At 68.8% G+C, this 25,748-nt stretch carries 26 protein-coding genes; 15 read left to right on the forward strand and 11 right to left on the reverse strand.

Features of this window, described 5'->3' with window-relative positions; all coding sequences use genetic code 11:
* Nucleotides 1-74: 74 nt before the first annotated feature.
* Both ctaC and ACQP2E_RS07320 read left to right on the forward strand, forming a co-directional pair.
* Nucleotides 75-1,031: an aa3-type cytochrome oxidase subunit II gene (gene ctaC, locus ACQP2E_RS07315; RefSeq protein WP_433833812.1), complete on the forward strand. Its 957-nt coding sequence runs from the start codon at nt 75-77 to the stop codon at nt 1,029-1,031.
* Between the two features lie 7 nt (nt 1,032-1,038).
* Entirely contained in the window at nt 1,039-1,509 is a 471-nt protein-coding gene (locus ACQP2E_RS07320) for a cytochrome c oxidase subunit 4 (protein ID WP_433829151.1), read from the forward strand.
* A gap of 75 nt (nt 1,510-1,584) precedes the next feature.
* Here ACQP2E_RS07320 and ACQP2E_RS07325 read toward each other — a convergent pair whose 3' ends face one another.
* The 4 genes from ACQP2E_RS07325 to ACQP2E_RS07340 all read right to left on the reverse strand — a co-directional run bounded on the left by ACQP2E_RS07325 (nt 1,585) and on the right by ACQP2E_RS07340 (nt 4,447).
* A complete protein-coding gene (locus ACQP2E_RS07325) occupies nt 1,585-1,788 on the reverse strand; it encodes a hypothetical protein (protein ID WP_433829153.1) in 204 nt (67 codons plus the stop codon).
* Nucleotides 1,789-1,915: 127 nt separating this feature from the next.
* Nucleotides 1,916-2,974 (reverse strand): anthranilate phosphoribosyltransferase, encoded by a 1,059-nt coding sequence (gene trpD, locus ACQP2E_RS07330; protein WP_433829155.1) that lies wholly within the window; start codon nt 2,972-2,974, stop codon nt 1,916-1,918.
* Nucleotides 2,975-3,025: 51 nt separating this feature from the next.
* Nucleotides 3,026-3,442, reverse strand: a complete 417-nt coding sequence (locus ACQP2E_RS07335) for a hypothetical protein (RefSeq protein WP_433833814.1) — start codon at nt 3,440-3,442, stop codon at nt 3,026-3,028.
* Nucleotides 3,443-3,490: 48 nt separating this feature from the next.
* Complete coding sequence (locus ACQP2E_RS07340; RefSeq protein WP_433833816.1) at nt 3,491-4,447, reverse strand: cytochrome c oxidase assembly protein; 957 nt, start codon at nt 4,445-4,447, stop codon at nt 3,491-3,493.
* A 124-nt stretch (nt 4,448-4,571) separates the two neighbouring features.
* On the opposite strand from ACQP2E_RS07340, the gene ctaE reads away from it, so the two are divergent.
* The 4 genes from ctaE to qcrB are packed head-to-tail and all read left to right on the forward strand — an operon-like array spanning nt 4,572 to nt 8,769.
* Nucleotides 4,572-5,168 (forward strand): aa3-type cytochrome oxidase subunit III, encoded by a 597-nt coding sequence (ctaE, locus tag ACQP2E_RS07345; protein ID WP_111648858.1) that lies wholly within the window; start codon nt 4,572-4,574, stop codon nt 5,166-5,168.
* Nucleotides 5,169-5,219: 51 nt separating this feature from the next.
* Nucleotides 5,220-6,068, forward strand: a complete 849-nt coding sequence (gene qcrC / locus ACQP2E_RS07350; protein WP_433829157.1) for a cytochrome bc1 complex diheme cytochrome c subunit — start codon at nt 5,220-5,222, stop codon at nt 6,066-6,068.
* A complete protein-coding gene (gene qcrA, locus ACQP2E_RS07355) occupies nt 6,065-7,171 on the forward strand; it encodes a cytochrome bc1 complex Rieske iron-sulfur subunit (protein ID WP_433829159.1) in 1,107 nt (368 codons plus the stop codon). Before qcrC ends, qcrA begins: the two co-directional genes overlap by 4 nt.
* Nucleotides 7,168-8,769 carry a cytochrome bc1 complex cytochrome b subunit gene (gene qcrB, locus ACQP2E_RS07360; RefSeq protein ID WP_433829161.1) on the forward strand — a complete coding sequence of 534 codons (1,602 nt, stop codon included), beginning with the start codon at nt 7,168-7,170 and terminating at the stop codon, nt 8,767-8,769. The genes qcrA and qcrB overlap by 4 nt, the downstream gene beginning before the upstream one ends.
* A 158-nt stretch (nt 8,770-8,927) precedes the next feature.
* On the opposite strand, the gene ACQP2E_RS07365 is transcribed toward qcrB, so the two are convergent.
* The 5 genes from ACQP2E_RS07365 to ACQP2E_RS07385 all read right to left on the reverse strand — a co-directional run bounded on the left by ACQP2E_RS07365 (nt 8,928) and on the right by ACQP2E_RS07385 (nt 15,152).
* The gene (locus tag ACQP2E_RS07365) at nt 8,928-9,215 is read right to left on the reverse strand and encodes an Lrp/AsnC family transcriptional regulator (RefSeq protein ID WP_111648854.1); all 288 of its coding nucleotides are present in this window, start codon (nt 9,213-9,215) and stop codon (nt 8,928-8,930) included.
* An 823-nt stretch (nt 9,216-10,038) separates the two neighbouring features.
* Entirely contained in the window at nt 10,039-10,878 is an 840-nt protein-coding gene (locus tag ACQP2E_RS07370) for a sugar phosphate nucleotidyltransferase (protein WP_433829164.1), read from the reverse strand.
* Entirely contained in the window at nt 10,875-11,414 is a 540-nt protein-coding gene (locus ACQP2E_RS07375; RefSeq protein ID WP_433829166.1) for an NUDIX hydrolase, read from the reverse strand. Before ACQP2E_RS07375 ends, ACQP2E_RS07370 begins: the two co-directional genes overlap by 4 nt.
* A 20-nt stretch (nt 11,415-11,434) precedes the next feature.
* Complete coding sequence (locus tag ACQP2E_RS07380; RefSeq protein WP_433829168.1) at nt 11,435-13,207, reverse strand: RelA/SpoT family protein; 1,773 nt, start codon at nt 13,205-13,207, stop codon at nt 11,435-11,437.
* A gap of 208 nt (nt 13,208-13,415) precedes the next feature.
* Nucleotides 13,416-15,152 carry a DEDD exonuclease domain-containing protein gene (locus ACQP2E_RS07385; protein WP_433829170.1) on the reverse strand — a complete coding sequence of 579 codons (1,737 nt, stop codon included), beginning with the start codon at nt 15,150-15,152 and terminating at the stop codon, nt 13,416-13,418.
* 95 nt (nt 15,153-15,247) lie between these two features.
* On the opposite strand from ACQP2E_RS07385, the gene ACQP2E_RS07390 reads away from it, so the two are divergent.
* From ACQP2E_RS07390 to ACQP2E_RS07420, 7 genes are all read left to right on the forward strand, one after another.
* Nucleotides 15,248-16,609: an NYN domain-containing protein gene (locus tag ACQP2E_RS07390; protein ID WP_433829172.1), complete on the forward strand. Its 1,362-nt coding sequence runs from the start codon at nt 15,248-15,250 to the stop codon at nt 16,607-16,609.
* 51 nt (nt 16,610-16,660) lie between these two features.
* A complete protein-coding gene (locus ACQP2E_RS07395) occupies nt 16,661-16,867 on the forward strand; it encodes a hypothetical protein (protein WP_433829174.1) in 207 nt (68 codons plus the stop codon).
* A gap of 19 nt (nt 16,868-16,886) precedes the next feature.
* Nucleotides 16,887-18,131, forward strand: coding sequence for a M48 family metallopeptidase (locus tag ACQP2E_RS07400; protein WP_433829176.1), 1,245 nt, complete (start codon nt 16,887-16,889; stop codon nt 18,129-18,131).
* Nucleotides 18,131-19,267, forward strand: a complete 1,137-nt coding sequence (locus tag ACQP2E_RS07405; protein WP_433829178.1) for a glycosyltransferase family 4 protein — start codon at nt 18,131-18,133, stop codon at nt 19,265-19,267. Before ACQP2E_RS07400 ends, ACQP2E_RS07405 begins: the two co-directional genes overlap by 1 nt.
* A 104-nt stretch (nt 19,268-19,371) precedes the next feature.
* Entirely contained in the window at nt 19,372-21,285 is a 1,914-nt protein-coding gene (locus ACQP2E_RS07410; protein WP_433829180.1) for an ABC transporter ATP-binding protein, read from the forward strand.
* Between the two features lie 21 nt (nt 21,286-21,306).
* A complete protein-coding gene (locus ACQP2E_RS07415) occupies nt 21,307-21,909 on the forward strand; it encodes a TlpA family protein disulfide reductase (RefSeq protein ID WP_433829182.1) in 603 nt (200 codons plus the stop codon).
* A gap of 147 nt (nt 21,910-22,056) precedes the next feature.
* Entirely contained in the window at nt 22,057-22,182 is a 126-nt protein-coding gene (locus tag ACQP2E_RS07420) for a hypothetical protein (RefSeq protein WP_433829184.1), read from the forward strand.
* A gap of 684 nt (nt 22,183-22,866) precedes the next feature.
* Here the strand turns inward: ACQP2E_RS07420 and ACQP2E_RS07425 are convergent.
* A complete protein-coding gene (locus tag ACQP2E_RS07425) occupies nt 22,867-24,087 on the reverse strand; it encodes an MFS transporter (protein ID WP_433829186.1) in 1,221 nt (406 codons plus the stop codon).
* 80 nt (nt 24,088-24,167) lie between these two features.
* On the opposite strand from ACQP2E_RS07425, the gene ACQP2E_RS07430 reads away from it, so the two are divergent.
* Nucleotides 24,168-24,656, forward strand: coding sequence for a MarR family winged helix-turn-helix transcriptional regulator (locus ACQP2E_RS07430; RefSeq protein ID WP_433829188.1), 489 nt, complete (start codon nt 24,168-24,170; stop codon nt 24,654-24,656).
* On the forward strand, nt 24,649-25,086 hold the full coding sequence (locus ACQP2E_RS07435; protein ID WP_433829190.1) for a DUF4395 domain-containing protein: 438 nt from the start codon (nt 24,649-24,651) through the stop codon (nt 25,084-25,086). The genes ACQP2E_RS07430 and ACQP2E_RS07435 overlap by 8 nt, the downstream gene beginning before the upstream one ends.
* Here ACQP2E_RS07435 and ACQP2E_RS07440 read toward each other — a convergent pair.
* Nucleotides 25,083-25,748, reverse strand: coding sequence for a response regulator transcription factor (locus ACQP2E_RS07440; RefSeq protein WP_014441555.1), 666 nt, complete (start codon nt 25,746-25,748; stop codon nt 25,083-25,085). The two genes, ACQP2E_RS07435 and ACQP2E_RS07440, sit on opposite strands and share 4 nt — an antisense overlap.

Here is a 25,748-nt window from a genome sequence, read left to right on the forward strand (position 1 = left end):
GTCCGTTCTTGGTCGAGTAGTGTGCGACCGTCGGTGAGCCTTGCCGCCAGGTGTCCGGTTTGGGCAGGCGGCAACTGCTAAGGAGGCAGAAGCAGGTGGGCGCAAGGAGTTCGGCCACACGGCCGCGGGCACTAGGCCGGGCGGCCGGGCTGGGTCTCGGCGGTGCGACGCTGCTGACGCTGCTCTCGGGGTGCTCGATCGAGGACTGGGGAAGCGCGTTCGGCCACTTCGGATGGCCGGGCCGGGGCATCAGCCTGCAGGCACATCAGATGTACGACCTGTGGATCGCGTCGACGATCGCGGCCCTCGTGGTCGGCATCGGCGTGTGGGGTCTGATCTTCTGGTGTGTGATCCGGTACCGCAAGCGCGGCGAGGAATTGCCCGTGCAGACCCGGTTCAACATGCCGTTGGAAATTCTCTACACAGTTACGCCGGTTCTCATCGTCGCGGTGCTCTTCTACTACACCGCCATCGTGCAGACCAGCGTGGACAAGCTTTCGAAGAACCCCGACCAGATCGTCGAGGTCGTGGCGTTCAAGTGGAACTGGCAGTTCAACTACCGCGACGGCATGGGCGAAGAGGCCAACACGGTGGCTTCGACCATCGGTTCCTCGGACGTCATCCCGATCCTGGTGCTGCCGGTCGGTCAGAAGATCCGTTTCGAGGAGACCAGCAAGGACGTCATCCACTCGTTCTGGGTGCCGGAGATGCTGTTCAAGCGGGACGTCTTCCCGGGCAGCGTGCGTAACGTCTTCGAGGTCACGCTCGACTCCGAGGGCCGCTACGTCGGCCGCTGCGCCGAGCTGTGTGGCACATACCACGCCTTCATGAACTTCGAGCTGGTCACGGTCTCGCCGGACAAGTTCAACCAGTTCCTGGAGTCCAAGAAGAGCGGCGCCTCGACCCAGGAGGCGATGGCGGTCATCGGCTTCACCGGTGCGGACGCTTACGCGACCACCACGTCGCCGTTCAACACCCGCCGCCAGACCCACAGCTGGAACCAGCCCGAGACCGTAGCCGCAGGGAAGTAGGCTCCACGTGCGCACCGAATACAAGATCTTTTCCGGCGTCGCGCTGTTCCTCTTCGGCGCGGCGGCGGTGTACGGCTTCTACACGCACGCGACTGCCACCGACGGCGCGGTCAGCAGCGGCTCGGCGTACGCGGGCGGCGTGGAGTGGGTCGGCGTTGTCGCGCTGATCCTCTCCGGACTGCTCTGCTCGATGTGCGGCGGCTTCTTCTGGTTCGTCGCCCGGCGCATCGACCTCCGCCCGGAGGACCGCGAGGACGGCGAGATCTTCGAGGGTGCCGGCGAGGTCGGCTTCTTCAGCCCGGGCAGTTACTGGCCGTTCGGCATCGCGCTCTCCGCGGCGATCGCCGGTATCGGCCTGGTGTTCTGGATGTGGTGGCTGCTGGCCTTCGGCCTGATCGCGGTCGTCATGACGTCCTGCGGCATGCTGTTCGAGTACTACTCGGGCACGCGGCACCCGGAGACGTCGTCGCACCACTGAGTTCATTTGTGGAAAGGCCCGCATCCCTGGAGGGTGCGGGCCTTTCTCATGTCTTCTATGCCGCTCTCAAGTCTTCTATGCCGCGCGGCGCTGCTCTGGGGCGATCTTGCGGCTCTTGGGCGGCAGCCACATGTGTACGACGATCGGGGCGACCACCTCGGCCGCTCCGCATCGGGTGCAGATCAGCTCGGGGCAGTCGTCGTGACCGTCCTCGCAGGGCGGAACCTCGAAGAGCATGTCGCCGTCGCAGATGACGCAGCGGAGTTCACGTTCGCGCACGGGTGTCTCCTTGCCTTCGCCGGTGCTGTCACCCCGGAGGGTGTTATTACCCGAATGCCATTCAGACGTTGTCACGCATTTCGGGCAATTTCGGTCATTTAGGCTCGGCGTGTTGGAAGGTTTTCGCTCATTCGGCGGATTTGGCAGCCTGGGCCGTGGCCACCCAGCGGTCCAGCTGAGCCGTCACGGCGCCGGAGTCGATAGTGTCCTGGGCTCGGGTGATTCCGGCCCGCAGCGTGTCCCTGAAGTCGCCGGGGAAGCCGCTCTGTGCCGCGAGGGCAGCTGCCGCGTTCAGCACCACGGCGTCGCGTACCGCGCCGTGCTCTCCGGCGAAGGTCCGCCGTGCAACGTCGGCGTTGAACGCGACGTCGCCACCGCGCAGAGCGTCCGGCGCGCTGCGCGGCAGGCCCAGCTCGGTCGCGTCGATGAGGAACTCCTCCACCTTGCCGTCTTTCGCGACCCAGACCCGGGTCGGCGCGGCGGTGGTGAACTCGTCCAGGCCGTCCTCGCCGCGCATCACCAGCGCTGAGTCGCCGCGGCCGGCGAAGACCTCGGCCATCACCGGCGCCATCCGCGGGTCGAAGCAGCCGACCGCGGCCGCCGTCGGGCGGGCCGGGTTGGTCAGCGGGCCCAGCACGTTGAAGAACGTCGGAACGCCCAGCTCACGACGGGTGACCGCGGCGTGCCGCATGCCGGGGTGGTACCGCGCCGCGAAGCAGAAGCCGATCCCGGCCTCGGCGACGGTCCGGGCCACACCGGCCGGTCCGAGGTCCAGCGGGATGCCGAAGTGCTCCAGCAGGTCCGCCGTGCCGGTGGTGGACGACGCCGACCGGTTGCCGTGTTTCACCACGGTCACCCCGGCGGCGGCCGTCACGATCGCCGCCATGGTGGAGATGTTGACCGTGTTGGCCCGATCGCCGCCGGTGCCGACCACGTCCACGGCACTGGTACGCGTCTTCTCCGGCAGCTCGACCAGGGTGGCGCTGGCGAGCATCGCCTGCACCAGACCGGCCAGCTCGGCCGGCGTCTCACCCTTGGCGCGCAGCGCCACCGCGAAGCCGGAGATCTGCACCGGCGTCGCGTTGCCCGCCATGATCTCGCCCATGGCCCAGGCGGTGTCCGCGGTGGCGAGCTCGTCGCCACGGAGCAGGGCACTCGTCAGGTTGGGCCAGGTACGTGCGGCCATCGAGGGGGCCTTTCGTTCCGAGGGGGGTTTTCTTTCGTTCCGAGGGGGTTTTTATTGAGCCTGGGTGCCGAGCGGAATCGCGCCGGCACGGCGGGCACGTAGCAGCCCGGCCACCGTCTGCCCGGTGGTCACCGGGTCGAGCGGGGCGAGCAGCGTGGCGTCGACCTGCGCGTACGCCGCCAGCCAGCGATCGGCGGCCCGGGCGATGACGACGCAGGTGGGCGGGGGAGTCAGGTACTCGTCCTTGGTCTGACGGGCGATGCCCAGACCGCCGGCGGGCGAGGCCTCGCCGTCCAGGACCATCAGGTCGATCTCGTACTCGTCGAGCAGCCGGCGGCAGTCCTCCCAGGTGGAGGCGTCGGTGAACTCGACTTTCAGGTCGGCGGCGGGCCGTGTGCCGATGGCGAGCCGGATCTGGTCGCGGACAGCTGGGTCGTCGCTGTAGAGCAGAACGGTGTACTCGTTCATCATGTGCCCCGCCTCACGTCGTAGGTCCCGCAGATCGTACCGAATCTGTTATCTCGTGTAAGGCTCCGGTGGCGTCGGCTCTCCGGGGGTTGTGATCTTGGCCTTATCCCGGGCTTCCTCGGCCTCCTGGCGGTCCAGGGCGCGGTCGATCCGCTTGGCCTCCCGCTCCGACTGGCGGACCCACTGCACCACCAGGATGCCGAGCATCGTGACGCTGACGATCTCGCCGCCGGCCCACAGGATGCCGCCCGCGGTGACCTGGTCGGCGTGCGGATCCATCCAGGTCAGGCCCAGGTTCGGGTACCAGTCACCGCCGAGCAGTTCCTTGCTCTGCATGATCGTCAGGCCGAGCACGGTGTGGAACGGGACGCTCAGCACCATCAGCAGGGCGCGACCCGGGTACGGCCAGCGGTTCGGCAGCGGGTCCAGGCCCAGCAGCGGCCAGAAGAAGAGGCAGCCGGTCACCACGAAGTGCAGGTGGACGAACTCGTGCAACCAGGCGTGCTCAAGTGTCTGCCGGTACGCCCCGGTGAAGTAGAGGACGAACGGGTTCGCGATGAACAGTCCGAACGCGACCAGCGGAAACGTCAGCACCCGGACGAAGCGGCTGTGCAGCGCTTTCAACAGGATCTTGCGAGGAGCTGGTCGCAGGACCCGCAGCGCCAGCGTCGTCGGCGCGCCCAGGGCCAGGAAGATCGGCCCGACCATGGAGAGCACCATGTGCTGGACCATGTGTACCGAGATCAGCGTGGTGTCGTACGCCTCGATGCCGGTCACCGACACCGCCGCGATGGAGCCGAGTCCACCCGCGACGAACGCCACGGTCCGCCCGACCGGCCAGTGGTCGCCGCGCTGGTGGAGACGCCAGACGCCGTACAGGTACAGCGATGCCGAGACCACCAGGCCCAGCGCGATCAGACTGACCAGGTTGAACTGAGTGAAGATGGCCGCCGGGCTGAACGGAGGGAGTCCAGTATCCTCTCCGGAGGCCGCGAGTGGGGCCATTTTGTCGAGAAGCACCCCCCGAGGCTAGGCCTACCCGCTGGTCACAGAATATTCCGGGCTGCAACTCGTGCCGGATTAGGGACCCCGGGGGACCTTGGACCTTGTTCGGATGAATAATGAGGCCGTGACAGCGGCAGCCATCGACAAGAGCCGGATCCACTCGCTCACGCGACCGAACATGGTCAGCGTCGGGACAATCGTGTGGCTCTCCAGCGAGCTCATGTTCTTCGCGGCGTTGTTCGCGATGTACTTCTCCATCCGCGCAGCGGATTACAGCATGTGGGAGAAGCACACCGAGGCACTGAACATCCCTTACGCCACCACGTTCACGGTGATCCTGGTTCTTTCCTCGGTCACCTGTCAGCTGGGCGTCTTCGCGGCGGAGAAGGGTGACGTGTTCGCGCTGCGGCGCTGGTTCACGATCACCTTCGTGATGGGGCTGATCTTCGTGCTCGGCCAGGCGAACGAGTACCGCCACCTCGTGCACGACGGCGTCACGCTCAATGGCGACGGATACGGCTCGATGTTCTATCTCACCACCGGGTTCCACGGACTTCACGTGACCGGTGGCCTCATCGCCTTCATCATCTACATGATCCGGACGACCATGGGCCGGTTCACCCCGGCGCAGGCGACGTCGGCAATCGTCGTCTCGTACTACTGGCACTTCGTGGACATCGTGTGGATCGCGCTGTTCGCCATGATCTATTGGCTGCAGTAGTGACCAGCGCCGACGGCGAGGATCTCAACAACACCCAAAGGGACATATCAGATGACTTCTGACACCCCCGCCCGCAGGCGTGCCCGGGTGTTCTCCCGGCGGCGCAGCGCGCCGAGCCGGGCACGCCGGCGGCTCGGTGCAGCGGTACGCATGATCGCGGCACTCGCGCTCGCCGGAGGCGTGTACACCGCCTTCACTCCTGGCGCGTTCGCCGAGGACAACGTTCAGTTGTCCGCCGCTGCCCAGGAGGGCAAGGCACTCTTCGACAACAGCTGCATCTCCTGCCACGGGCGGGACGGTCAGGGTGTCAAAGAACGCGGCCCGAGCCTGATCGGTGTCGGTTCCGCATCCGTCGAGTTCCAGGTGAGCACCGGCCGCATGCCGATGACCCGCCAGGAGGCCCAGGCGGAGCAGAAGGCGCCGCAGTTCGACGAGACCCAGACGAAGCAGCTGGCGCAGTACATCCAGGAACTGGGTGGCGGCCCGGAGCTTCCCGAGGGCGACCTCACCGAGGATCTGAAGACCAACCCCGAAGCACTGGCGCGCGGCGGTGAGCTGTTCCGGATCAACTGCACCTCCTGCCACGGCTTCGGCGGTGGCGGTGGCGCTCTGTCGTCCGGCAAGTTCGCTCCGAGCCTGCACGACGCGACGGAAGAGCAGATCTACGCGGCCATGCTGACCGGCCCGCAGAACATGCCCGTCTTCGGCGACAACCAGCTCACGCCGGATGAGAAGCGCGAGATCATCACGTACATCACGGTTCAGCTCCAGGACGACCGGGACCCGGGTGGTCTGTTCAACCTCGGTCGGTACGGCCCGTCGACGGAAGGCATGGCGATCTTCCTGGTCGGCATCGTCCTCCTTGTCTTCACGTCGCTCTGGATTGCGGGGAAGTCATGACGGCTGTGCACCACGCGGGCGAGGCCGGCACCCCGCCGGTCGACGTGAACGACCCGCACCTCACGCGATTCGACATCGTGAAGGAGGGGCTCCGGCGCGACGACATCGAGATCGTCACGTACGAGTCCCAGTTCCACGGGCAGAACTCCAAGGCGGAGAAGCGGGTCGTCCGCAACATCGCCCTGCTGTTCGCCATCTCCGGGATCCTGACGCTGGCGTTCATCGTCTTCTACATCGTCTGGCCGTGGGAGTTCGAGCTCGGCCACACGCGCAGCGACTACTTCACGCCGATCCTGGGTGTCACGCTCGGCCTCGGCCTGCTGGCGCTCGGGTACGCGATCCTGGCCTGGGCCAAGAAGCTGCTGCCGCACGAGCTCTCGATCCAGCAGCGGCACGGCGACCCGTCGTCGGACGAAGAGCGGCTGATCACCGGGCAGACGGCGCTGTTCGTCGCCGACGAGCTCGGTGTGCAGCGGCGGCCTCTGCTGAAGGGTGCGATCGCGCTCGGCCTCGCGCCGGTCGGTATCGCCATCGCCGCGCCGATCGTCGGTGGCCTCATCGAGAACCCGCACAAGGGTGATCTCCCGATGATGTACACCACCGGCTTCAACCCCGGTAACAACGGCGGCGAGCTGGTTCGCCTCACCCGTGAGGACGGCAGCCCGATCCGGCCCGAGGACGTCACCACCGGCGGTCAGATGACCGTGTTCCCCGGTATCCCGGGCGGCGCGACCAACCACTGGGCCGACTCTCCGACGCTGCTGATCCACCTGCGTGCGGACGACGCGGCCGAGACGCGGCGAAATGCGGAATCCGACAAGAACGGCCGAAACGTCGGTTCGATGTGGGGCAACTTCGTAGCGTTCTCCAAGATCTGCACGCACGCCGGCTGCCCGGCGAGCCTGTACGAGCAGCAGACGAACCGTTTGCTGTGCCCGTGCCACCAGTCGCAGTTCCTCATCACCAACAACGCGCAGCCGGTTTTCGGACCCGCGACCCGGCGTCTGCCGATGCTGCCGCTTACAGTGGACGAGGAAGGTTTCTTCGTGGCAGCGTCCGACTACAAGGACACCGTCGGACCTGACTTCTGGGAGCGGCCGTGAAGCGCCGAAAAATTGACCTCGCACAGGCTCCGGTCAACTTCGCCAAGGGCGCTGATGACCGGTTCCAGGCGGCGACCCCGCTGCGGGGTCTGCTGAACAAGGTGTTCCCCGACCACTGGTCGTTCCTGCTCGGCGAGATCGCCCTGTTCTCGTTCATCGTGCTGCTGCTCAGCGGCGTGTTCCTGACTCTCTTCTTCGACCCGTCGATGAAGGAAATCGCGTACGACGGGTCCTACCTGGGCCTGCGCGGCACCGAGATGTCAGCCGCGTACGCGTCGTCGCTGCACCTGTCGTTCGAGGTCCGTGGTGGCCTCTTCATGCGGCAGATGCACCACTGGGCAGCGCTGCTGTTCATGGCGTCGATCATCGTGCACATGGCCCGTGTCTTCTTCACCGGCGCGTTCCGCAAGCCGCGTGAGGTCAACTGGGTCATCGGCATCCTGCTCTTCCTGCTCGGGTTCTTCGCCGGCTTCACCGGTTACTCGCTCCCGGACGACGGCCTTTCCGGCACCGGTCTCCGCATCGCCTCGGCGATCATGCTGACCCTCCCGGTCATCGGCACCTGGCTCTCCGCCGCGATCTTCGGCGGCGAGTTCCCCGGCGAGCTGATCATCGGCCGGTTCTACATCGCGCATGTGCTGCTCATCCCGGGCATTCTGCTCGGCCTGATCGCGGCTCACCTGGGCATCGTCTTCAAGCAGAAGCACACCCAGTGGCCGGGCCCGATGCGGACCAACGAGAACGTCGTCGGCGAGCGGATGTTCCCGCGGTACGCGATGAAGCAGGGCGGCTTCTTCATGGCTGTCTTCGGCGTCATCGCCCTGATGGCCGGTCTCTTCCAGATCAACCCGATCTGGCTGTTCGGGCCGTACCGGGCGTCCGAGGTCTCCTCGGCCTCGCAGCCTGACTTCTACGTCATGTTCATGGACGGCCTGGTCCGTCTCATGCCGAACTGGCAGATCTACATCTTCAACTACAGCCTTCCGCCGATGTTCTGGCCGGCCGTGGTCGGCCTCGGTGCACTGTTCACGCTGCCGATGGCGTACCCGTGGCTGGAAGCGCGCAAGCTGAAGGACAAGCGTTCGCACCACCTGCTGGAGCGTCCTCGTGACAACCCGGAGCGGGTCGGCATCGGCATGATGGCGTTCACGTTCTTCATGGTCGCCACGATCTCCGGCTCCAACGACGTCATCGCCGACAAGTTCCACATCAGCCTGAACGCGATGACCTGGGCCGGCCGCATCGGCCTGCTGATCCTGCCGCCGCTGGCGTACTACATCGCGGTCCGCATCTGCCTGGGTCTCCAGCAGCACGACCGTCAGGTTCTCGCCCACGGTGTCGAGACCGGCATCATCAAGCGCCTGCCGAACGGCCAGTTCGTCGAGGTCCACCAGCCGCTGGGCCCGGTCGACGAGCACGGCCACCCGGTGCCGCTGGAGTACGCCGGCTGGGTCGTACCGAAGAAGATGAACCGCGTCGGCGCTCTGGCTCCCGCGGTGAAGGGCTTCTTCTTCCCGGTCGAGAAGCCCGCCGAGACGCCGGTTTCCCCGGCCGTCGGCGGGCCGGTGAAGCGGGAAGAGATCAAGTCCGGCCGCTGATCCTCAGGTTCCAGACGAAAGGCCCGTCGCGGATGCGGCGGGCCTTTCGCTTTGCTTGGTGCGGCGGGGCGGCTTTGCTTGGGGCGGCGCGGCTTGGCGCGGCTCGGCGGTTTGGCTGCGCTCGGCGGTTTGGCTGCGCTCGGCGGTTTGGCTCGGCTTCAGTCGGCGTCGGGGAGGCCGATCGCGAAGGCGTCCTCGAGGTCGTGCTTGGAGTACGCCCGGAACGCCACGAACGTCTCGCTGTTGATCACGCCGGGCGTCTTCGAGATCTTGCCGGCGATCACCTCGGCGATGTCGTCGAAGCGCGGCACCCGCACGATCGCGATCAGGTCCACGCCGCCGGCGACCGAGTAGACCTCGCTGACACCTTCCAGCGAGGCCAGCGCCTCAGCAACCTCGGGGATCGAGTCGGTGGCGCAGTCGATGTGGACGATCGCGGTGTTCACCTGCGGGCTCCTCAGCATTGAGCGAAAACCAGTCGGACCCATGCTATCCACGCCCCAGCCCCACCGGCCCCCACCCTGCCCACGCGATGACCGCCCATACGTTTTGCAGGCATGCCCTCGCGCGCAGCTTGATCGACTCTCGCTCCCGGATCTTGTGAGCTTGTGCCGCCGCCCTGGCCACAAACTCACAAGATCGACGGTTGTGATCGAGGGTGATCACCGGTTGACCTCGGTCGTGCAGGACAACGTCCGCAGTCGCGTCGACGCGGGTTCGTTTCGAGCCGAAAGTCGACACGCGGGGCGGGTTCCGTTGGGTGTGTCGATCTGATCCCTAAGTCGACGAAGGACGCCGCGATTCGTGGCGATCTTGAGCGATTTTCTCCGCTGGGGAGTCGAAGATCGCTCAAGATCGCCCGTAGAGGCAGGCAGGCAGGCAGGCAGGCAGGCAGGCAGGCAGGCAGGCAGGCGCGGGGCGGTGCGTCGCGGGGCGGTGCGTCGCGGGGCGGTGCGTCGCGGGGCGGTGCGTCGCGGGGCGGTGCGTCGCGGGGCGGCGCGTGGCGTGGCGGCGCGTGGCGTGGCGGCGCGTGGCGTGGCGGCGGGGCGGGGCGGGGCGTGGCGGCGGGGCGGGGCGCGGGGCGGTGCGTCGCGGGGCGGAGCGTGGCGGGGCGGCGTGGCGGGGCGGCGGGGCGTGGCGGCGTGGCGGGGCGGCGGGGCGTGGCGGCGGGTGTGGCGGGGCGGCGGGGCGTGGCGGCGTGGCGGCGTGGCGGCGTGGCGGCGGGCGTGGCGGGGCGGTGGGGTGGGGCGGCGGGGCGGTGGGGTGGGGCTAGGGGACCTGGACTGTCAGGCCGGTGTGGGCTCGGATGGCGGTGGTGAGGGTTTCGTCGGCCGTCACTGTGGCGCCTGGCCAGATCACGCTGTTGGAGACTGTGCCGGCCACCTGGGCGCCGCCGCCGACCACTGAATTGGTCACTGAGCCGGTCACCACGGCTGACTCGGCGATCAGGCCGGCGCCGGCTGCTGCGTGCAGGTTGGCGGCCAGGTAGTCGGCTGGAGTGCCGGTGTCCAGGTAGAAGCCTTCGTACGGCACGAGCTCCAGCTCGCCTGCTGCCTCGGCGGGGCGCCAGGTGGTGCGTACCAGGCTGCTGTCCTCGTCGGTCAGGTCCTTGATGTAGCGCCACGGCAGCAGGGAGAAGCCGGCGAAGCGCATGCCGCTGAAGCCGCCGGTCTCGCCGTCGCGGCAGGGGAGGACCAGCATGCGTACGGTTTCGCCGGACCAGCCCTCCAGCAGGGCGGCGATGTCCTTGCCCGGTTCGCGGGCCGGGTCGGTCAGGTACGCGTCGGCGTTGCCGGCCAGCGCGCCCCGGCCGTCGATCCAGTTTTTCATCCGGCCGATGCCGCCGGACGTGCCGAGCGGGCCGTCCGGTTCGACCGACAGGTGGGCGCGGTCGCCGACGTGGGCGACAACCTGGTCGGCCAGGTATGCGGCGTTGACCGCGACCGACGAAGGGCCGGAGAGGCCGACGCCGGCCAGGCGGTTCAGGGCGAGATCCAGCAGCGGGATGTTGCCGACCGGGCAGAGAGCTTTCGGTACGAGTTCGGTGAGCGGGCGCAGGCGCTGACCCTCACCGGCCGCGAGAACCACGCCGCAGACTTCGACGGTCATTGCTGATCCTCCCGAGCCGGCGCGTCAGAGCTCGGCGCGACAGCGCGCGGGCCGATGCCGTAGATGCCGAGCAGCCTCTCGGTCGGCCAGGTGAGTTTCGGCAGGTCGTCGACGGAGAACCAGGCCGCCTCGAGCACCTCGCCACCGTCCACGGCGAGGGTGGTGGTCGACGCCGGGACGGAGCCGAACCAGACCGTGTCGACCACGCCGCCGTTCGGGTGCACGATGGCGTTGGGATTGCCGGGTGCCAGGTCGCCTGGCTCCAGGCGTACCCCGGCCTCTTCGAAAAGCTCGCGCGCCGCACCCACAGCGGGCAATTCGCGGCGCTTGAGCAGACCGGCAGGGAGTCCCCAACCGCGACCCGGCGGCTGACGCAGCAGAAGGAGGCGCCCTGGCGCCTCCGCATCGCGGATCACGGTGACCGCACCGACGAGGTATTTGGGGGAGACCGCGCGGGCGATCTGGCGGCGCAGCGGCAACGGCAGCCCATAGAAGACCTGATAAGCGAGGCCGCGCAATTGCCGAGGAGTTTTCACGCCGGTAAGGCTATCCGGGCTCAGTCCGGGTGGTCGACCAGGGCGATCAGCTGTTCGACCACGGCGTCCGGTTCGAGGCTGCGCTCGCAGACCGCGACCAGCAGAGTTTCCAGGTCGGGGTAGCCGAGCTCCTCGGCGAGGCGGCGCAGCGGAACCTCGCTGGCCAGGCCGCGATCGTGTTTGCGAAGGGTGAGACCGATGGTGGCGCGGCCGAGGCGGACCTTGTCGGCGATGCTGATGCCCGGCTCGTTCTTCTCGTCGAAGAAGCGGTTGATCTGCATCTGCGCCTGGCTGGACTTGACGAAGCCGAGCCATTCCTTGCGGGGGCCTCGGGGGGCGTCCGGCTCGACCTCGATCTGCTCGTCGGTCTCGGAGAAGATCTCGACCACGTCACCGTCGCGGAGGGGGGAGCTGAGAGGGGCGAGACGTCCGTTGATGGTCGCGGCCAGACATTGGTCACCCTTGCGGGGACTCAATTCGTACGCCACATCGACCGGAGTTGAGCCGCTGGGCAGCTCGTGGGCGTTGCCCTGGGCGAAAACGGTGATCTGGCCCTCGGCGAGGTCACATCGGAGCGAATCGAGGAACTGGGCCGCGTCGGTCGTGTCCTGTTGCCAGTCGAGTACTCGTTTGAGCCAGGTGAGCTGATCGGCGCCGGGTGGCTCGTCGGCCACCTTCGGATATCGGAAGCTGGTGGCGACGCCGTACTCCGAGTACCGATGCATGGTCTCGGTCCGGATCAGCACCTCGACCAGCTTGCCCTCCGGACCCACGACCGTGGTGTGCAGCGAGCGGTACAGGTTGTTCTTCGGTGAGGCGATGAAGTCCTTGAACCGGCCGGCGACCGGGCGCCATCTGCCGTGGATCGCGCCGAGCGCCGCGTAACAGTCGGTGTCCGGGCCGTCCACGATGACCGCGATGCGGGGCAGGTCGAGCGGGATGCCGCCACCGCCGGCGACGGTGTCTTTCCAGATCGAGTAGTAGTGCCGGGGACGCGGGGTGACCTCGGCGTCCACCCGGGAGCGGCGCAGCGCCGTTCGGGCTTTGCCGGAGACGTCAGCGAGGTATTCGTCCCAGCCGGGACGGTTTTTCACATGGGCGTCGATCCGGGCGAACGAGTCCGGTTCCAGATGGAAGAGCACCACGTCGTCGAGGTCGCGCTTGAGCGCCTGGATGCCGAGCCGGTCACAGAGCGGCACGAGCACGTCCAGCGTGGCAGTGGCGATCCGGGCGCGGGAGGCGGTGGAGCGGGCACCGAGCGTCCGCATGTTGTGCAGCCGGTCGGCCAGCTTGATCACCAGGACGCGGACGTCCTTGCCGGCCGCCACGATCATCTTGCGGATCGTCTCGCCCTCGGCGGCCTTGCCGTAGTACGCCTTGTCGAACTTGGTCACGCCGTCGACCAGGTGGGTCACCTCAGGGCCGAAGTCGCCGTGCAGCGCCTCCAGCGTGTAACTGGTGTCCTCGACCGTGTCGTGCAGCAGGGCCGCGACGATCGTCGTGGTGTCCATGCCCAGCTCGGCGCAGATCTGTGCGACGGCGAGCGGATGCGTGATGTACGGATCGCCGGATTTGCGGAACTGGCCGCGGTGCATGCTCTCGGCAATCGCGTAACTGCGGCGGACCACTGCCACGTCAGCGGACGGGTGGATGCTCCGATGCGTCCGGGTCAGCGTGGCGACCGGATCGTCCTCGTTGCTCTGAAAGCTGAAGATCGAGCGCAACCGCCGGGTGAAAGGGGCAGTAGGCAAGGCACGCCCCAGAGCGGCGCCGTGGCCGGCGTCGACGTCCACCCGGACACCCCCTCACCGATCGTCCAGCTCCACCTGAAGCTTGGAGTCGCCTCGCGTCTCCCTGCTAGCGAAGCACCGAGGCGGCTGATCGCCAAAGGCATCAAGCCGCCAAATGAGGTGAATCACCACGAGGGTCGCGCGTGCCTTACAGCCTAAGCGAGCAAGCGTCATCCGAACGGTCAGTTACCGATAGGCGAACGGACGAGTCTTAGGTCGAAGCGGCACCCTCAGCCCTACTGAGCAGGGTGGCGAAACGCGCGGCGCCACGAACCGGTGACACCCAGTCGCCGGCGGTTTCCACCAAGCGGGTGTCAGGCTTCTCCAGCCACGCCAGGATCCGCTCGGTCTCCTCGGCGGACGCGGCGTGCACCGGGCCGGGTCCGGGAAGGACCGTCTCGGCCGTCATCCTCGCCGCGTCCAGGGTCGGGCGAGGGTGCGCCCGGGGCGGCGAGGTCGCCGCGGCGGCCAGCCGGCCGTGCCGGACCACTGAGATCTCCCAGCCGCCCTTGTCGTCGCGGCGGGCCGCCACCAGCTCGCTCATGCTGGTCAGCGCCTCCAGTTTCTGCATCCGGATCAGGGCGCGCAGCAGGGCCACCAGACGGGAGCGGACGGTGGCTGCCTCCTCGTAACGCTGGCGGCCGGACAGCACGTCGATGCGGGACATCAGCGCGTCAACGACCGGGCCGGGGTCGCCCGAGGTGGCAGTGCGGAACGGGAGCGCCGCGCGTACGTCGTACTCCTCCTCGGAGATCTCGTGCTCGCAGGGTGCCGGGCATTTCCCGAGCTCAGCCAGCGCGCAGGCCGGCGTTTTGGTCTTGAGGGAAAGTTTGTGGTTGCACTGCCGCAAGGGAACGGCGTCGTAGACGCCGGCGGCGGCCAGCTCGGCGGTGCGCCGCGACGAGAACGGCCCGAGATAGGTCGCGCCATCGTCCGCGAAACGCCGCACAACCGACAACCTCGGGTACGCCTCAGCGGTCAGTTTCAGCCAGACGACCCGCTCCGGGTATTTGGACCTGCGGTTGTACGGCGGGGCGTGTGTTGCGATCATCCGCAGCTCGCGGACCTCGGCCTCCAGCGAGTGGGCGCACTCGACGGCCTCGACCCGGACCGCGGCGGTGAGCATCTCGGAGATCCGCGCCCGCTTTTCCGCGGCCGTGAAGTAACTGCGGACCCGGGTGGCGATGTCCTTTGACGTGCCGACATAGAGCGGCCGGTCGTCGGCGGCCCGGAACAGGTAGACGCCGGGCACGTGCGGCAGGCCGTCGGCGAGATGTCTCTGCCGGCGCTGGGCCGGGGTCACCGCCTTGGCGAACTCGATCGCGTCGCCCAACGAGTGCACCTTGAAGCTGCCGAGCCGCTCGATCAGGCCGTGCAGCACGTCGACAGTGGCTTTCGCGTCGTCGAGCGCCCGGTGGTTCGGCTCGACCTCGGAGTGGAAGAACCTGGCCAGGGTGCCGAGCTTGCGGTTGGGCACCTCGTCACGGGTCAGCGCCCGGCGGGCCAGCGCCGCGGTGTCCAGCACCCGGATCTGCGGCCAGGGGTAACCGTGCCGGGCGCACGCCGCCTTGAGGAAGCCGACGTCGTAGGGCGCGTTGTGCGCCACCAGCACCGCGCCGCGCAGGAATTCCAGCAGGGTGGGCAGGACCGTCTCGATCGGCGGGGCCGGCCGCAGCATCGACTCGGTGATGCCGGTCAGCACGGTGATGAACGGAGGCAGCGGAACACCCGGGTTGACCAGGGTGGCGAACTCGCCGAGCTGCTCGCCCGCACGGACCTTGACGGCGCCGATCTCGGTGATGCCCGCGCCGTCCGCGGCGCCGCCGGTGGTCTCCAGGTCGAGCACGACGAACGTGGTGTCCGCGAGGGACACGGCCGCGGGGTCGACCGATCCGTCAGCGGTCAGCAGCGAGTCCAGAGTGCCCTGCACGTATGCGGGTTGTGTCACGGGCGGCACCTTAGACAACGGGTATGACAGTTCCCTTTGAAAAGATCACTTGGTCCGAGAGGCCAATCGGTCATGGCCGGTGTGAGAATGGGGAGATGTCCGCGCCGCTCGAACCCGAAGACCGCCCCGATGAGGAGGCGGCGGAGGAGTTCGTGCCCGAGCCGGTCCTGCCGGAGGCCGTCCGGCAGCGGATCACCGTCCTGGCGGCAGCGGCCCTTCCTGGCCTTCCCGGCGACGAGCTGCCCGTGCCGCTGCGCCGGGTCGCCCGGTTCGCCCCGAATCGCCGGGCCCGGCTCGGCGGTCGTGACATCGCCGCACAGCTCGTCGCCGACCCGCTCTTCCGGCAGCGCATCGGCGCCCGGGTGATCACCGATGCCGGCGATCTCGGCGTGGCCGTGACCAACGGGGTCGCCCCGGCCGCCGCCGACCCGGTCGAGGTCGCCGCACTGGCCTATCTGGCCAGGCCGGACGGCTGGCGGCAGCTGATCGACGCGGCCGGCGACGCGGTGCGCGCCGAGGCGGACAGCGCCGCGATCACCGGGCAGGTGCGCGCCGCCGAGCAGCGCGCGGTCCGCGCCGAGCACGATCGGACGGTGGCCCGGGTCGAGGCCGACAAGCTCCGCGACGAGCTCGCCCGGGTCCGCGAGGAGATGGGCCAGCTGCGCGAGGAGGCCCGCTCGACGGGCAAGGCGCTGCGTGAGGCGCTTGCCACCCAGAAACGCGCCGCCGACCTGCTGGCGACGGAAAAGGGGAGGGCCGCTCGGGCCGCCCTCGACCATGAGGCGGAACTGCGGCGGCTGCGCGGCAAGCTGGCCGACGCGGAGGCCGCCGCGGCCAGCGGCAAACAGGCCGCCAAGGACGCCCGGTCGGTCGACGACGCCCGCCTCTGGCTGCTGCTCGAGACGATCGGGCAGGCCGCCAGCGGGCTGCGCCGCGAGCTGGCCCTCGGCCCGGCCGACAAGCTGCCCGCCGACTTCGTGGCCGAGGCGTCCGCCGAGCCACCCAGCGCCCCGGAGCGCTCCCGCGCCCGCGCGCAGGACACCGACGACCCGGGCCGGCTCGACCAGCTGCTCGCGCTGCCGCGGGCGCACCTGGTCGTCGACGGTTACAACGTCACCAAGCGCGGCTTCGCCGACATGTCGCTGGAACAGCAGCGTAAGCGGCTGATCACCGGGCTGGGCGGCATCGCGGCGCAGACCGGCGACGAGATCACCGTGGTCTTCGACGGCGCCGAGCGGGTGCACGGGCTGCCGCCGGCCCCGCGTGGGGTGCGGGTGCTCTTCTCCCGCAAGGGGATGACCGCCGACGAGCTGATCCGGCAACTGGTGCGAGCCGAGCCACCGGGCCGCCCGGTCGTCGTGGTCTCCTCGGACCGCGAGGTGGCCGACGGAGTGCGCCGGCATGGCGCGTACCCGATGGGCGCCGATTCTCTGATCCGCCGATTGTCGCGGTCGTAAAACTGTCGTACCCCTCGCTTAGCGTGACTGGCACGCGACATTGGAGGGGTAATGATCATTGACTGTGGTCGTTGCGCCGAGCGGACCGCCGAGTGCCAGGGCTGTCTGGTCAGCGCGCTCATCGACACCCCGGACGGCCTGGCCGATCTCACACCGGCCGAGCTGCGGGCGATCGAGACGTTCGAGCTCGCCGGATTCGAGGTGGAGCTGCTGGAGACGCCACCGCCGCCGGTCATGGTGCGCCGGCACGTAGCGTGATCATGATTAGGATATTCAGATGTCGCCGAGAGCTTGGGCCGTTACCGCGCTCGTCGTGTTGTTCGCGGCGCTTGCCGCGTTCGCGGCGGCGAAAATTCCGTGGCATCGCGCGCCCGCGCCCCGGGCCGACCAGCTCGACGCGCTCGGCCGGCTCGACGCCGAGCAGGTGGAGCGGGCCCGTGACTTCCACGGCGAGCTGCGCCCCGGGCGGTACGCCTCGATGGCCATCGGCCTCTCGGTGGCGGTGGTGCTCGGCCTGACCCCGATCGGCGCGCGTCTGGTCAGTGCCGTCGGCGACCACTGGCTGGTCCAGGCCGTGTTCGGCGGGCTGCTCGTCGTCCTGGTCACCGAGCTGGTCACCCTGCCGATCGCGATCTGGCGGCACACCGTCGTGGTGCGTTACGGCATCTCCACCCAGAGCTGGTCCGGCTGGGCGGTCGACATGCTGAAGTCGTACGCGGTGGGCGCTGTGCTCGGCGCTCTGGTGCTGGCCGGCTTCTTCACCATCACCCATTTCGCCCCGCAGTGGTGGTGGGCATTCGGCGCGGTCGGTGTGGCCGGACTGGTCGTGCTGCTGTCGTTCGTGCTGCCGGTGCTCGTCGAGCCGATCTTCAACAAGTTCACGCCGATGGCCGAGGGCCCGCTGCGCACCGATTTGCTCGCCCTCGCCGAGCGCGACGGGGTGCCGGTCCGTGACGTGCTGGTCGCCGATGCGTCGCGCCGGACGAAAGCGGTCAACGCGTACGTGTCGGGGCTGGGGCCGACCCGGCGGATCGTCGTCTACGACACGATGCTGACCGAGGCCACGCCGGACGAGGTGATCTCGGTGACCGCACACGAGCTGGGCCACGCCAAGGACGGCGACGTGCTCACCGGCACGGTCATCGGTGCGCTCGGGGCCGCTGCCTCGGTGATCGTGCTCTACCTGGTCGGTTCCTGGGGCGGGCTGCTACGGCTCGCCGGTGTCGAGTCGATCGGTGAGCCACGCGCGATCGGGCTGCTGCTTGTGCTCACCACGATCGCCGGGCTGGTCGCCGGACCGGCGCAGGCGTTCGTCTCCCGCCGCGTCGAGGCCCGGGCCGACACACACGCCCTCGACCTGACCGGCGATCCGGAGACCTTCGAGGCGATGCAGCGCCGTCTCGGCACCGTGAACCTGTCCGATCCCGACCCGCCGCACTGGGAGCACGCCATGTTCGCCTCACATCCGTCCACCGTGCAGCGGATGGCCGCGGCTCGTGCGTACGCCCGGGGTGCCCGCTGATGGCCCGCACCCTGCTCGTGACGAACGACTTCCCGCCGCGCCCCGGTGGCATCCAGCAGTTCGTGCACAACCTCGCGGTGCGCCAGCCGGCCGGGTCGATCGTCGTCTACGCCTCGCAGTGGCGCGGGTCCGCCGAGTTCGACGCGGAGCAGCCGTTCGAGGTGGTGCGCGAGGACACCGGGGTACTGCTGCCGGTTCCGGCCGTTGCTCGCCGAGCAGGCGAGATCGCCCGGGCGCATCAGTGCGACACCGTGCTCTTCGGTGCCGCCGCCCCGCTCGGCCTGCTCGCTCAGGGGCTGCGGAGGAACGCCGGGATCCAGCGGGCGGTCGGTATCACCCACGGCCACGAGATCGGGTGGGCGGCCCTGCCCGGCGCCCGTGGGCTGCTGCGCCGGATCGCTCGGAGCAACGACGTCATCACGTACCTCGGTGACTTCCAGCGGACCCGCCTCGACAAGGCCTTGCACGGGCTCACCGACCTGCGGCGGCTCGCGCCCGGCGTGGACGTCGACACGTTCCACCCCGGAGCCGACGGTTCCGAGGTGCGCCGACGGCACGGGCTCGCCGACCGGCCGGTGGTCGTCTGCGTCTCCCGGCTGGTGCCGCGTAAGGGCCAGGACATGCTGATCCGGGCGCTGCCGCAGATCCGCCGCCGCGTGCCGGGGGCAGCATTGCTGCTGGTCAGCGGCGGGCCGTACCGGAAAACGCTGGAACGGCTGGCCCGGGAGAACGACGTCGAGGCCGACGTGGTCTTCACCGGTTCGGTGCCGTGGGCCGAGCTGCCCCAGCACTACGCGGCCGGCGACGTCTACGCGATGCCGTGCCGCACCCGCTCTGCCGGGCTCGACGTCGAGGGTCTCGGCATCGTCTACCTGGAGGCCTCGGCCACCGGGCTGCCGGTCGTCGGCGGCGATTCGGGCGGCGCACCGGACGCGGTCCGCGAGGGCGAGACCGGGTTCGTGGTGGGCGGCCGTGACGTACCGGCCATCGCGGGGCGGATCGTCGACCTGCTCAGCGACCCCGATCGGGCGAAATCGATGGGCAAGGCCGGCCGGTCCTGGGTGGAGCAGGAGTGGCGATGGGAGAGGCAGGCGGCCCGGCTGACCGCGCTGCTGGCCGGCGACATACGTGAGTGAGGCGGAATCCCGGTGGACACCGGCTGCTGAAGCAGCGTAATAACGAAGCAGGCCGTTGCCTGCGGCCCGGAAACTGACGGACCCCTCCCGATAGGAGGCCGCCGATGCCGGACGCCGCAAACCCTCCGCCTGAGAACGCCACCCTCCTCGAGTCCGAGGAAGACGGCGAGCTGGAGTTGCCCTATTGGCTGACCAGCACGGCCGAGGCAGCGAACACCACGTTCCTGCAGATGGCCCGCCGGCTGCCCCGGCTGCTCCGGGACGCCTGGTTGCTGGCGTGGCGGGCCAGCGCCCGGACCACCGCTGCGGTTCTCGTGCTGCAGCTGGCCGCCGGCGCCGCGGCCGCACTCGGGCTGATCAGTGTGGTCGGTGTCTTCGACGGTCTGTTGCAAGCTGGTCCGACTCCGGAACGGGTGCGGTCCGCCGTACCCTCGCTGTTGATTTTGATCATTGCTCTTGCGGCGCGTGGGCTGCTCGCGTCGGCTGCGGCAGCGGCGCACGGCCGGCTGTCGCCGCAGGTTTTCGAGGCCGCCGAGATGCGTCTGCTGGATCTGACGACCGGGGTGGATCTGGCGACGTTCGACGATCCGGACTGGCGGGACGCCATGGAGCGGGCCCGGGATCGCGGGATCGACGCGGCGCAGCGGATCGTCGACTTCGGCATCGACGTGCTCACCAACGTGATCGGCCTGGCCGCCGTGGCCGGTGTGCTCGCCGTGCTGCACCCGGTCCTGCTGCCGTTACTGGTGCTGGCGGCGCTGCCGACCGGGTGGGCAGCGGTGCGCGCGGCCCGGCTCAGCTATCGCAGCCGGCTTCGGCTCGTCGCGGTCTGGCGGCGCCAGCACATGCTCGCCGACCTGCTCGCGGCGCGCGAACCGGCCGGCGAGGTGCGGGCTTTCACGGTACGCCGATTCCTGCTCGCCGAGGTCGGCCGGCTGCTCCGGATCTCCACCGTGGAGGAGGTCCGGGTGGTGACGAGATCGGTGCGCAGCAATCTGTACGGGCAGGCGCTCAGCGGCCTGCTGACCGGTCTTGCCTATGTGGTGCTGCTCTGGCTGCTCTGGACCGGCCGGATGGAGCTGGCCGCCGGAGGTGCCGCCGCCTATGCGATCAACATCGGCATCGGGAAGCTCCGTGAGTTGGCGTTTTCGGTCAACCGGGTCTACGAGTTCGGCCTGTACTTCGCCGACTTCCAGGGCTTCTGCGACCTGTCCCAGCAGCGGGCCGAGGCCTCGTCGGATTCGCAGGTCCCGGCTCGTTTCACCGAGATCGTGCTGGACGGGGTGACGTTCAGCTATCCCGACGCTTCCCGCCCGGCCGTCGCCGACGTCAGCCTCACGCTGCGGCGCGGCCAGATCATCGCCCTCGTCGGCGAGAACGGATCGGGCAAATCGACCCTCGCGGCGGTGCTCGCCGGGCTGTACCGCCCCCAGCAGGGCACGGTCACCTGGGACGGCGTCGATGTGAACAGGCTGCACCCGGAATCGCTGCGTGAACAGGTAGCGGTCGTCATGCAGGAGCCGACCCGATGGCCCTTTTCGGCCAGACTCAACATCGCGATCGGCCGCCACGACCGGGTCGCCTCGCTGGCGAACGTGCAGGAGTCGGCGCGGGCCGGTGACGCGCACGAGTTCGTGATGGAGCTGCCCCGGGAGTACGAAACCTTGCTTTCCCGGCATTTCACCGACGGCGCTGATCTCTCCGGCGGCCAGTGGCAGCGGCTCGCGGTCAGCCGTGCCTTCCACCGCGACGCGCCCCTGCTGATCTGCGACGAACCCACCGCGAATCTGGACGCTCGCGCAGAGCATGACGTCTACCAGCGGTTACGCACGCTTGCCGCCGGCCGGACCGTCGTCCTGATCACGCACCGGATGGCGAGTGTCCGCGAAGCCGATCGGATTTTCGTCCTGGATCACGGCTCGGTGGTCGAAGAGGGTGATCACGAAGAGCTGATGGCGGCCGGCGGACTGTACGCGCAGTTGTTCACGCTCCAGGCCAGCGCCTACCAGTCGGCGTGAGGGGCGTGTCAAAGTAGTCCCATGGATCCGGTGGGAGTGGTAGCGGTCGCTGTGGTGCTGGTGGCCGGCGCGGCCGTGGGCCTCTGGCGCCGCCGCACCGACGGCCGGTTGACGGCGGTGAGCCCGGTCCTCAGCCGGGCTGCTGTTCCGGTGGGTGGTTCAGCCGGCGGGTCGTCAGCCGGCGGGTCTTCAGCCGGCGGGTCTTCAGCCGGCGGGTCGCCTGCGGGGCCGGCCTCTGGCGCGGCCGGCGACCCGCCGGTGGCCGAGCCGGGCGATTCCGCTCACTCTTCCGACATTTCGGGTACGCGTCTCAGCGTCGACCTTTTGAAACGACTTGGCGTGGAACCGGCCCCGGCGACGCTGCTCCAGTTCTCGACGGCGTTCTGCGCGCCGTGCCGGGCGGTGCGGCGAGTGAGCGACGAGGTGGCGGCGTTGCTCCCCGGCGTGCAGCACATCGAAGTCGACGCGGAAAGCCACCTGGACGAGGTCCGCGAACTGAACGTGTGGCGGACACCAACCCTGTTCGTCCTGGACGGCGAAAACCGCGTCATCAAGAAGGCAACCGGAGTCCCCTCAAAGCCGCAGCTGATCGCCACGTTGGCCGAAATCCTCCCCGCCCACTGATCCGCCTCGCCGCATCCGCCTCAAATATCGGTGTGTCGCCGAGTTGCATGCACGGGCTATGCGTGGATCTTGGAGACTTCTGGCCGCTCGACTCACGCCGTATGTGGAGCGGTAGCGGGTTCGGGGCGTCGTGGCGGTGGTGCCGTGGTGGCGTGGCGGCGTGGCGGCGTGGCGACGTGGTGGCGTGGCGGCGTGGCGGCGTGGCGGCGTGGCGTGGTGGCGTGGTGGCGTGGTGGCGTGGTGGCGTGGTGGCGTGGCGGTTTCTCGATGTGAGGTGCCGCTCGGAGATCTTGTGCGGTTTGGCCGGCCGATCAACCACGAGTGCACGAGTTTGCGGGGTTGTCGCCTGCGACATGTCGGCTTCGAGTGGTTTGGGGGCATTGTGGCGACGCCTTCGCCGATCTTGTGGACTTAGGCGAACCGTTTGCGCGTAACTCCGCAAGATCGGCTGGGCAGGTTCGATCTTGCGGAGTTGTGCGGTCACGTCTACGGGGAAGTCCACAAGATCCAGGCCGACCTGAGCAGGGCGGGGCTGGGCAGGGCAGGGCGAGGCGGGGCCAGGACGGGTCGCCGGTTATTTGCGCACTGCACGCTTGCCTTCCGCCGCGCTGCAGCGTGGCTGTAGTTGCCGCCCCTGGGCCGCGAAGGGTGGCTCACGATCGGCCAGCTTGCTTGCCTGCCTGCTAAGTCGGATAAATCCTCATTCGAGGCTGGTCGCGGAGATCTTCGCAAGGATGGGTCACCCCGCAGGCAGACGGTGCCACGATCGCGGCTTGGACAAGGGAAGAGCTATGCAGCGGGCGTATGGGCGGGTGGATGCCCGGGCGGCGAGGGCTTATGTGGCAGGGGGGCGAGACGGCGGCGGCGGGCGTGGTGGCGGCGGTGGGCGTGGTGGCGGAGAGGCGGCGGTGGGCGTGGTGGCGGAGAGGCGGCGGTGGGCGTGGTGGCGGCGGGAGGTTAGGCGGCGGTTAAGGGGGAGTGGGTGGGAGGCTTGGTGGGTGGGGGAGGGCGGGTCAGGTTGCGGGCGCCGGGGATCAGCAGCTGGGACGCCGCTGCCAGGAAGAGCACCGCCGCGCAGCACGTCAGCACCCGGTCGGTTCCGAAGCGTTCGGACATCGGGCCGGCCAGGGCGTTGCCGATCGGCATGGCCAGGAACGATGTGACGTAGTCCCAGGATGCGACCCGGCCGAGCATCTGGTGCGGGACGTTGTCCTGGATCGCGGTTTCCCAGGCTACGTCGAAGAAGATCAGGCCGGCGTACCCGATCACCGCGCCGGCCATGACGGCCACGAGCAGGCCGGGCCAGACGAAGGACAGCGCCCACACCGGCATCAGCATCAGCATCAGCCAGCCCGCCCGCAGCGACCGGCGTGGGCGGAAACGCATGCCGATCGCCGCGCCCAGGAAGCCGCCGAAGCCTTCGGCCGCGGCGATCAGGCCGATCGCGTGTGCGCCACCGAGTCGTTGGACGGCCACCACCTGCACCAGGACCAGGATCATGCCGTTGGCGATGTGGTAGACCGTCGCGCCGAACAGTCCGCCGAGGAGCCAGTCCCGGCTGCGGATCTCCTGCCACCCGGCGGCCAGCTCGGTGAGCATGGGGTTGCGGGGGCCGCGCTCCGCGCGTACCGAAATCATCGCGGCCGCGACCAGTGAGAAGAGGAAGCTGACCGCGTTGGCGATGAATCCCGCCGGAGCGCCGAAGGCGGCGACGGTGATGCCGCCCAGGGTGGGGCCCGCGATGCCGCACGCGGTTTGCAGCATGCTCAGCGTCGCGTTCGCGGATTGGCGGCGCCCGACCGGCACCAGCATCGGTTTGAGCGCGACCATCGACGGGGTGAAGAAGCTTCCGGCGCCGGCCGAAACGACGGTGAGCGCGCAGAGCAGCCCGAGGTGATATCCGGAGACGGCGAACATCCAGGCGATGCCGGCGGTGGCGGCGAAACGGATCAGATCGGACCAGACCATCACCCGTTGAGGCTGGAGACGGTCAGCCCACACGCCGCCGAACAGGGTGCAGACGAGCATCGTGGCGATCGAGCTGGCCATCACGAGTCCGAGGTCGCGGGCGCCGCCGCCGATGGTGACCACGGCCACGGCAAGTGCCACGGTCTGGAATCCGTTGCCGAGCCAGGACAGGGCCTGACCGGCGGCAAGCAACCGAAAATCTCGAGTCATGCCGTCGAAGGTAGTTCAGTGTCTAACTATTAGGCAACTAATAATCAGAGGCATGGCAGAATTGGGCCATGGGAGACGGAGTGGATCAGCATGTTGCCCGGTGGGGTGCGTTCTGGAAGGACGAGCCCGCCTTCGTCCCCGAGGTCGAGGGTGCCCTGGTCCGGATGAAACAGATCCTGCGATGGATCGAGCGCGCCGACGCAGCCGAATTTGCCAAGAGCGACGACTTCACGCTGCAGGACTACAAGACCCTGCACGTGCTCATGGTTCAGCCGTGGCCGACCGAGGCGACCCCGGCGCAGCTCGCCGAAGCGGCGAACGTCACCCGTGCCGCGATGACCAGCCGGCTGGACCGTCTCGCCGAGGCTGAGTTGATCACGCGGCAGGTGGATGGCGCTGATCGCCGGCGGGTGCTGATCCGGCCCACGCAAAAGGGGCGGGACATGTGGAATCGATACATCTTCGAGGGTATGGCCCGGGATCAGCAGGCGCTCGGTGCGCTATCTGCGGCGGAGATGGGACAACTCAACGACCTGCTGCGGAAAGTCCTACTATCCCTAGGTGAATAAAGAGCTTGACCCTCGCGGCCAGCGTTTTGCCGCCACGCTCACCAGCATCGTCATCGCCGTCGTGCTGATCACCGGCTCCGGCTGGCTCGCCCTCGCGCAGGCAGTCGTTTTCGCCATCACCGCGTACGACCCGCGGCGTGGCCCGTACGCCCTGATCTTCCGGGCGCTCGTGCTGCCCCGGCTGGGGCCGCCCGCCGAGCGGGAGCCGGCCGCGCCGGTGCGTTTCGCCCAGCTCGTCGGATTCACGTTCCTGAGCGTCTCCGCGGGGGGATATCTTGGGGGCGCGGAGACACTGGGAATCGTCGCAGCCGCGTTCGGGCTGCTTGCGGCGTTTCTCAACGCCGCTTTCGGCCTGTGTCTGGGGTGCGAGGCCTATCTTGCTATTCGCCGCCTAAGCAGCAGAACCGCCGAAAATGTCCGAAAAGCCTAGAATTTCGGGGCGTCGGGAGCTTCCAGCAGGCCCAATCGGAGCGCGGTCATGAGAGCCTGCGCCCGGTTGGCCGCGCCCAGCTTCTCGTACAGCTTCGAAATGTGGGTCTTCGCCGTCGACTCGGAGACGAACAGCTGCTTCGCGATCCCGGCGACACTCATGCCGTCGGCGAGGAGGCGGAGCACCTGACCCTCACGCGGGGACAGCTGCGGACCGGACGGAGCGAGCCGGCGTTTCATCGCCTCGGCCAGGTCGGCCGCGGTGAAGGCGCTGGGAGCGGACGCGGCATGCCTGGCGGCCGCCACGACCTCGTCGGCGGGGGCGGTTTTCGGCACGAACGCGCTGGCACCGGCCTCGAGAGCGCCGAACAGCTGGTCGTCGCCCGCGTACATGGTCAGGACCACGATGCCCATGTTCGAGTTGTTCTTACGCAGCGCGCGGGTGGCCTCCAGGCCACTGCCGTCGGGCAGGCGCAGGTCCATGATCACGACGTCCGGCTGCAGGGCGCCGGCTTGGCGCACCGCCTCCGCCGCGGTCGCAGCCTCGCCGACGACCTCGAACTGCCGGTCGCGCTCGAAGGCGTGTCGCAGCCCTTTACGGATCAGGTCGTGGTCGTCGACAAGCAGGACCTTGGTGCGCCCGGTCGGCGCAGGGGTGGTCAT

The organism is Actinoplanes sp. CA-015351, from assembly GCF_050955685.1.
In the GTDB taxonomy this organism is placed as follows: Bacteria; Actinomycetota; Actinomycetes; order Mycobacteriales; family Micromonosporaceae; genus Actinoplanes.

Coding starts and splice junctions, on each gene's coding strand:
- ACQP2E_RS07405 (WP_433829178.1), top strand. CDS start 18,131: ATGGCCCGCACCCTGCTCGTGACGAACGACTTCCCGCCGCGCCCCGGT.
- ACQP2E_RS07340 (WP_433833816.1), bottom strand. CDS start 4,447: ATGGCCCCACTCGCGGCCTCCGGAGAGGATACTGGACTCCCTCCGTTC.
- ACQP2E_RS07415 (WP_433829182.1), top strand. CDS start 21,307: ATGGATCCGGTGGGAGTGGTAGCGGTCGCTGTGGTGCTGGTGGCCGGC.
- ACQP2E_RS07395 (WP_433829174.1), top strand. CDS start 16,661: ATGATCATTGACTGTGGTCGTTGCGCCGAGCGGACCGCCGAGTGCCAG.
- qcrC (WP_433829157.1), top strand. CDS start 5,220: ATGACTTCTGACACCCCCGCCCGCAGGCGTGCCCGGGTGTTCTCCCGG.
- ACQP2E_RS07440 (WP_014441555.1), bottom strand. CDS start 25,748: ATGACCACCCCTGCGCCGACCGGGCGCACCAAGGTCCTGCTTGTCGAC.
- qcrA (WP_433829159.1), top strand. CDS start 6,065: ATGACGGCTGTGCACCACGCGGGCGAGGCCGGCACCCCGCCGGTCGAC.
- ACQP2E_RS07400 (WP_433829176.1), top strand. CDS start 16,887: ATGTCGCCGAGAGCTTGGGCCGTTACCGCGCTCGTCGTGTTGTTCGCG.
- ACQP2E_RS07335 (WP_433833814.1), bottom strand. CDS start 3,442: ATGAACGAGTACACCGTTCTGCTCTACAGCGACGACCCAGCTGTCCGC.
- ACQP2E_RS07425 (WP_433829186.1), bottom strand. CDS start 24,087: ATGACTCGAGATTTTCGGTTGCTTGCCGCCGGTCAGGCCCTGTCCTGG.
- trpD (WP_433829155.1), bottom strand. CDS start 2,974: ATGGCCGCACGTACCTGGCCCAACCTGACGAGTGCCCTGCTCCGTGGC.
- ACQP2E_RS07410 (WP_433829180.1), top strand. CDS start 19,372: ATGCCGGACGCCGCAAACCCTCCGCCTGAGAACGCCACCCTCCTCGAG.
- ACQP2E_RS07370 (WP_433829164.1), bottom strand. CDS start 10,878: ATGACCGTCGAAGTCTGCGGCGTGGTTCTCGCGGCCGGTGAGGGTCAG.
- ACQP2E_RS07390 (WP_433829172.1), top strand. CDS start 15,248: ATGTCCGCGCCGCTCGAACCCGAAGACCGCCCCGATGAGGAGGCGGCG.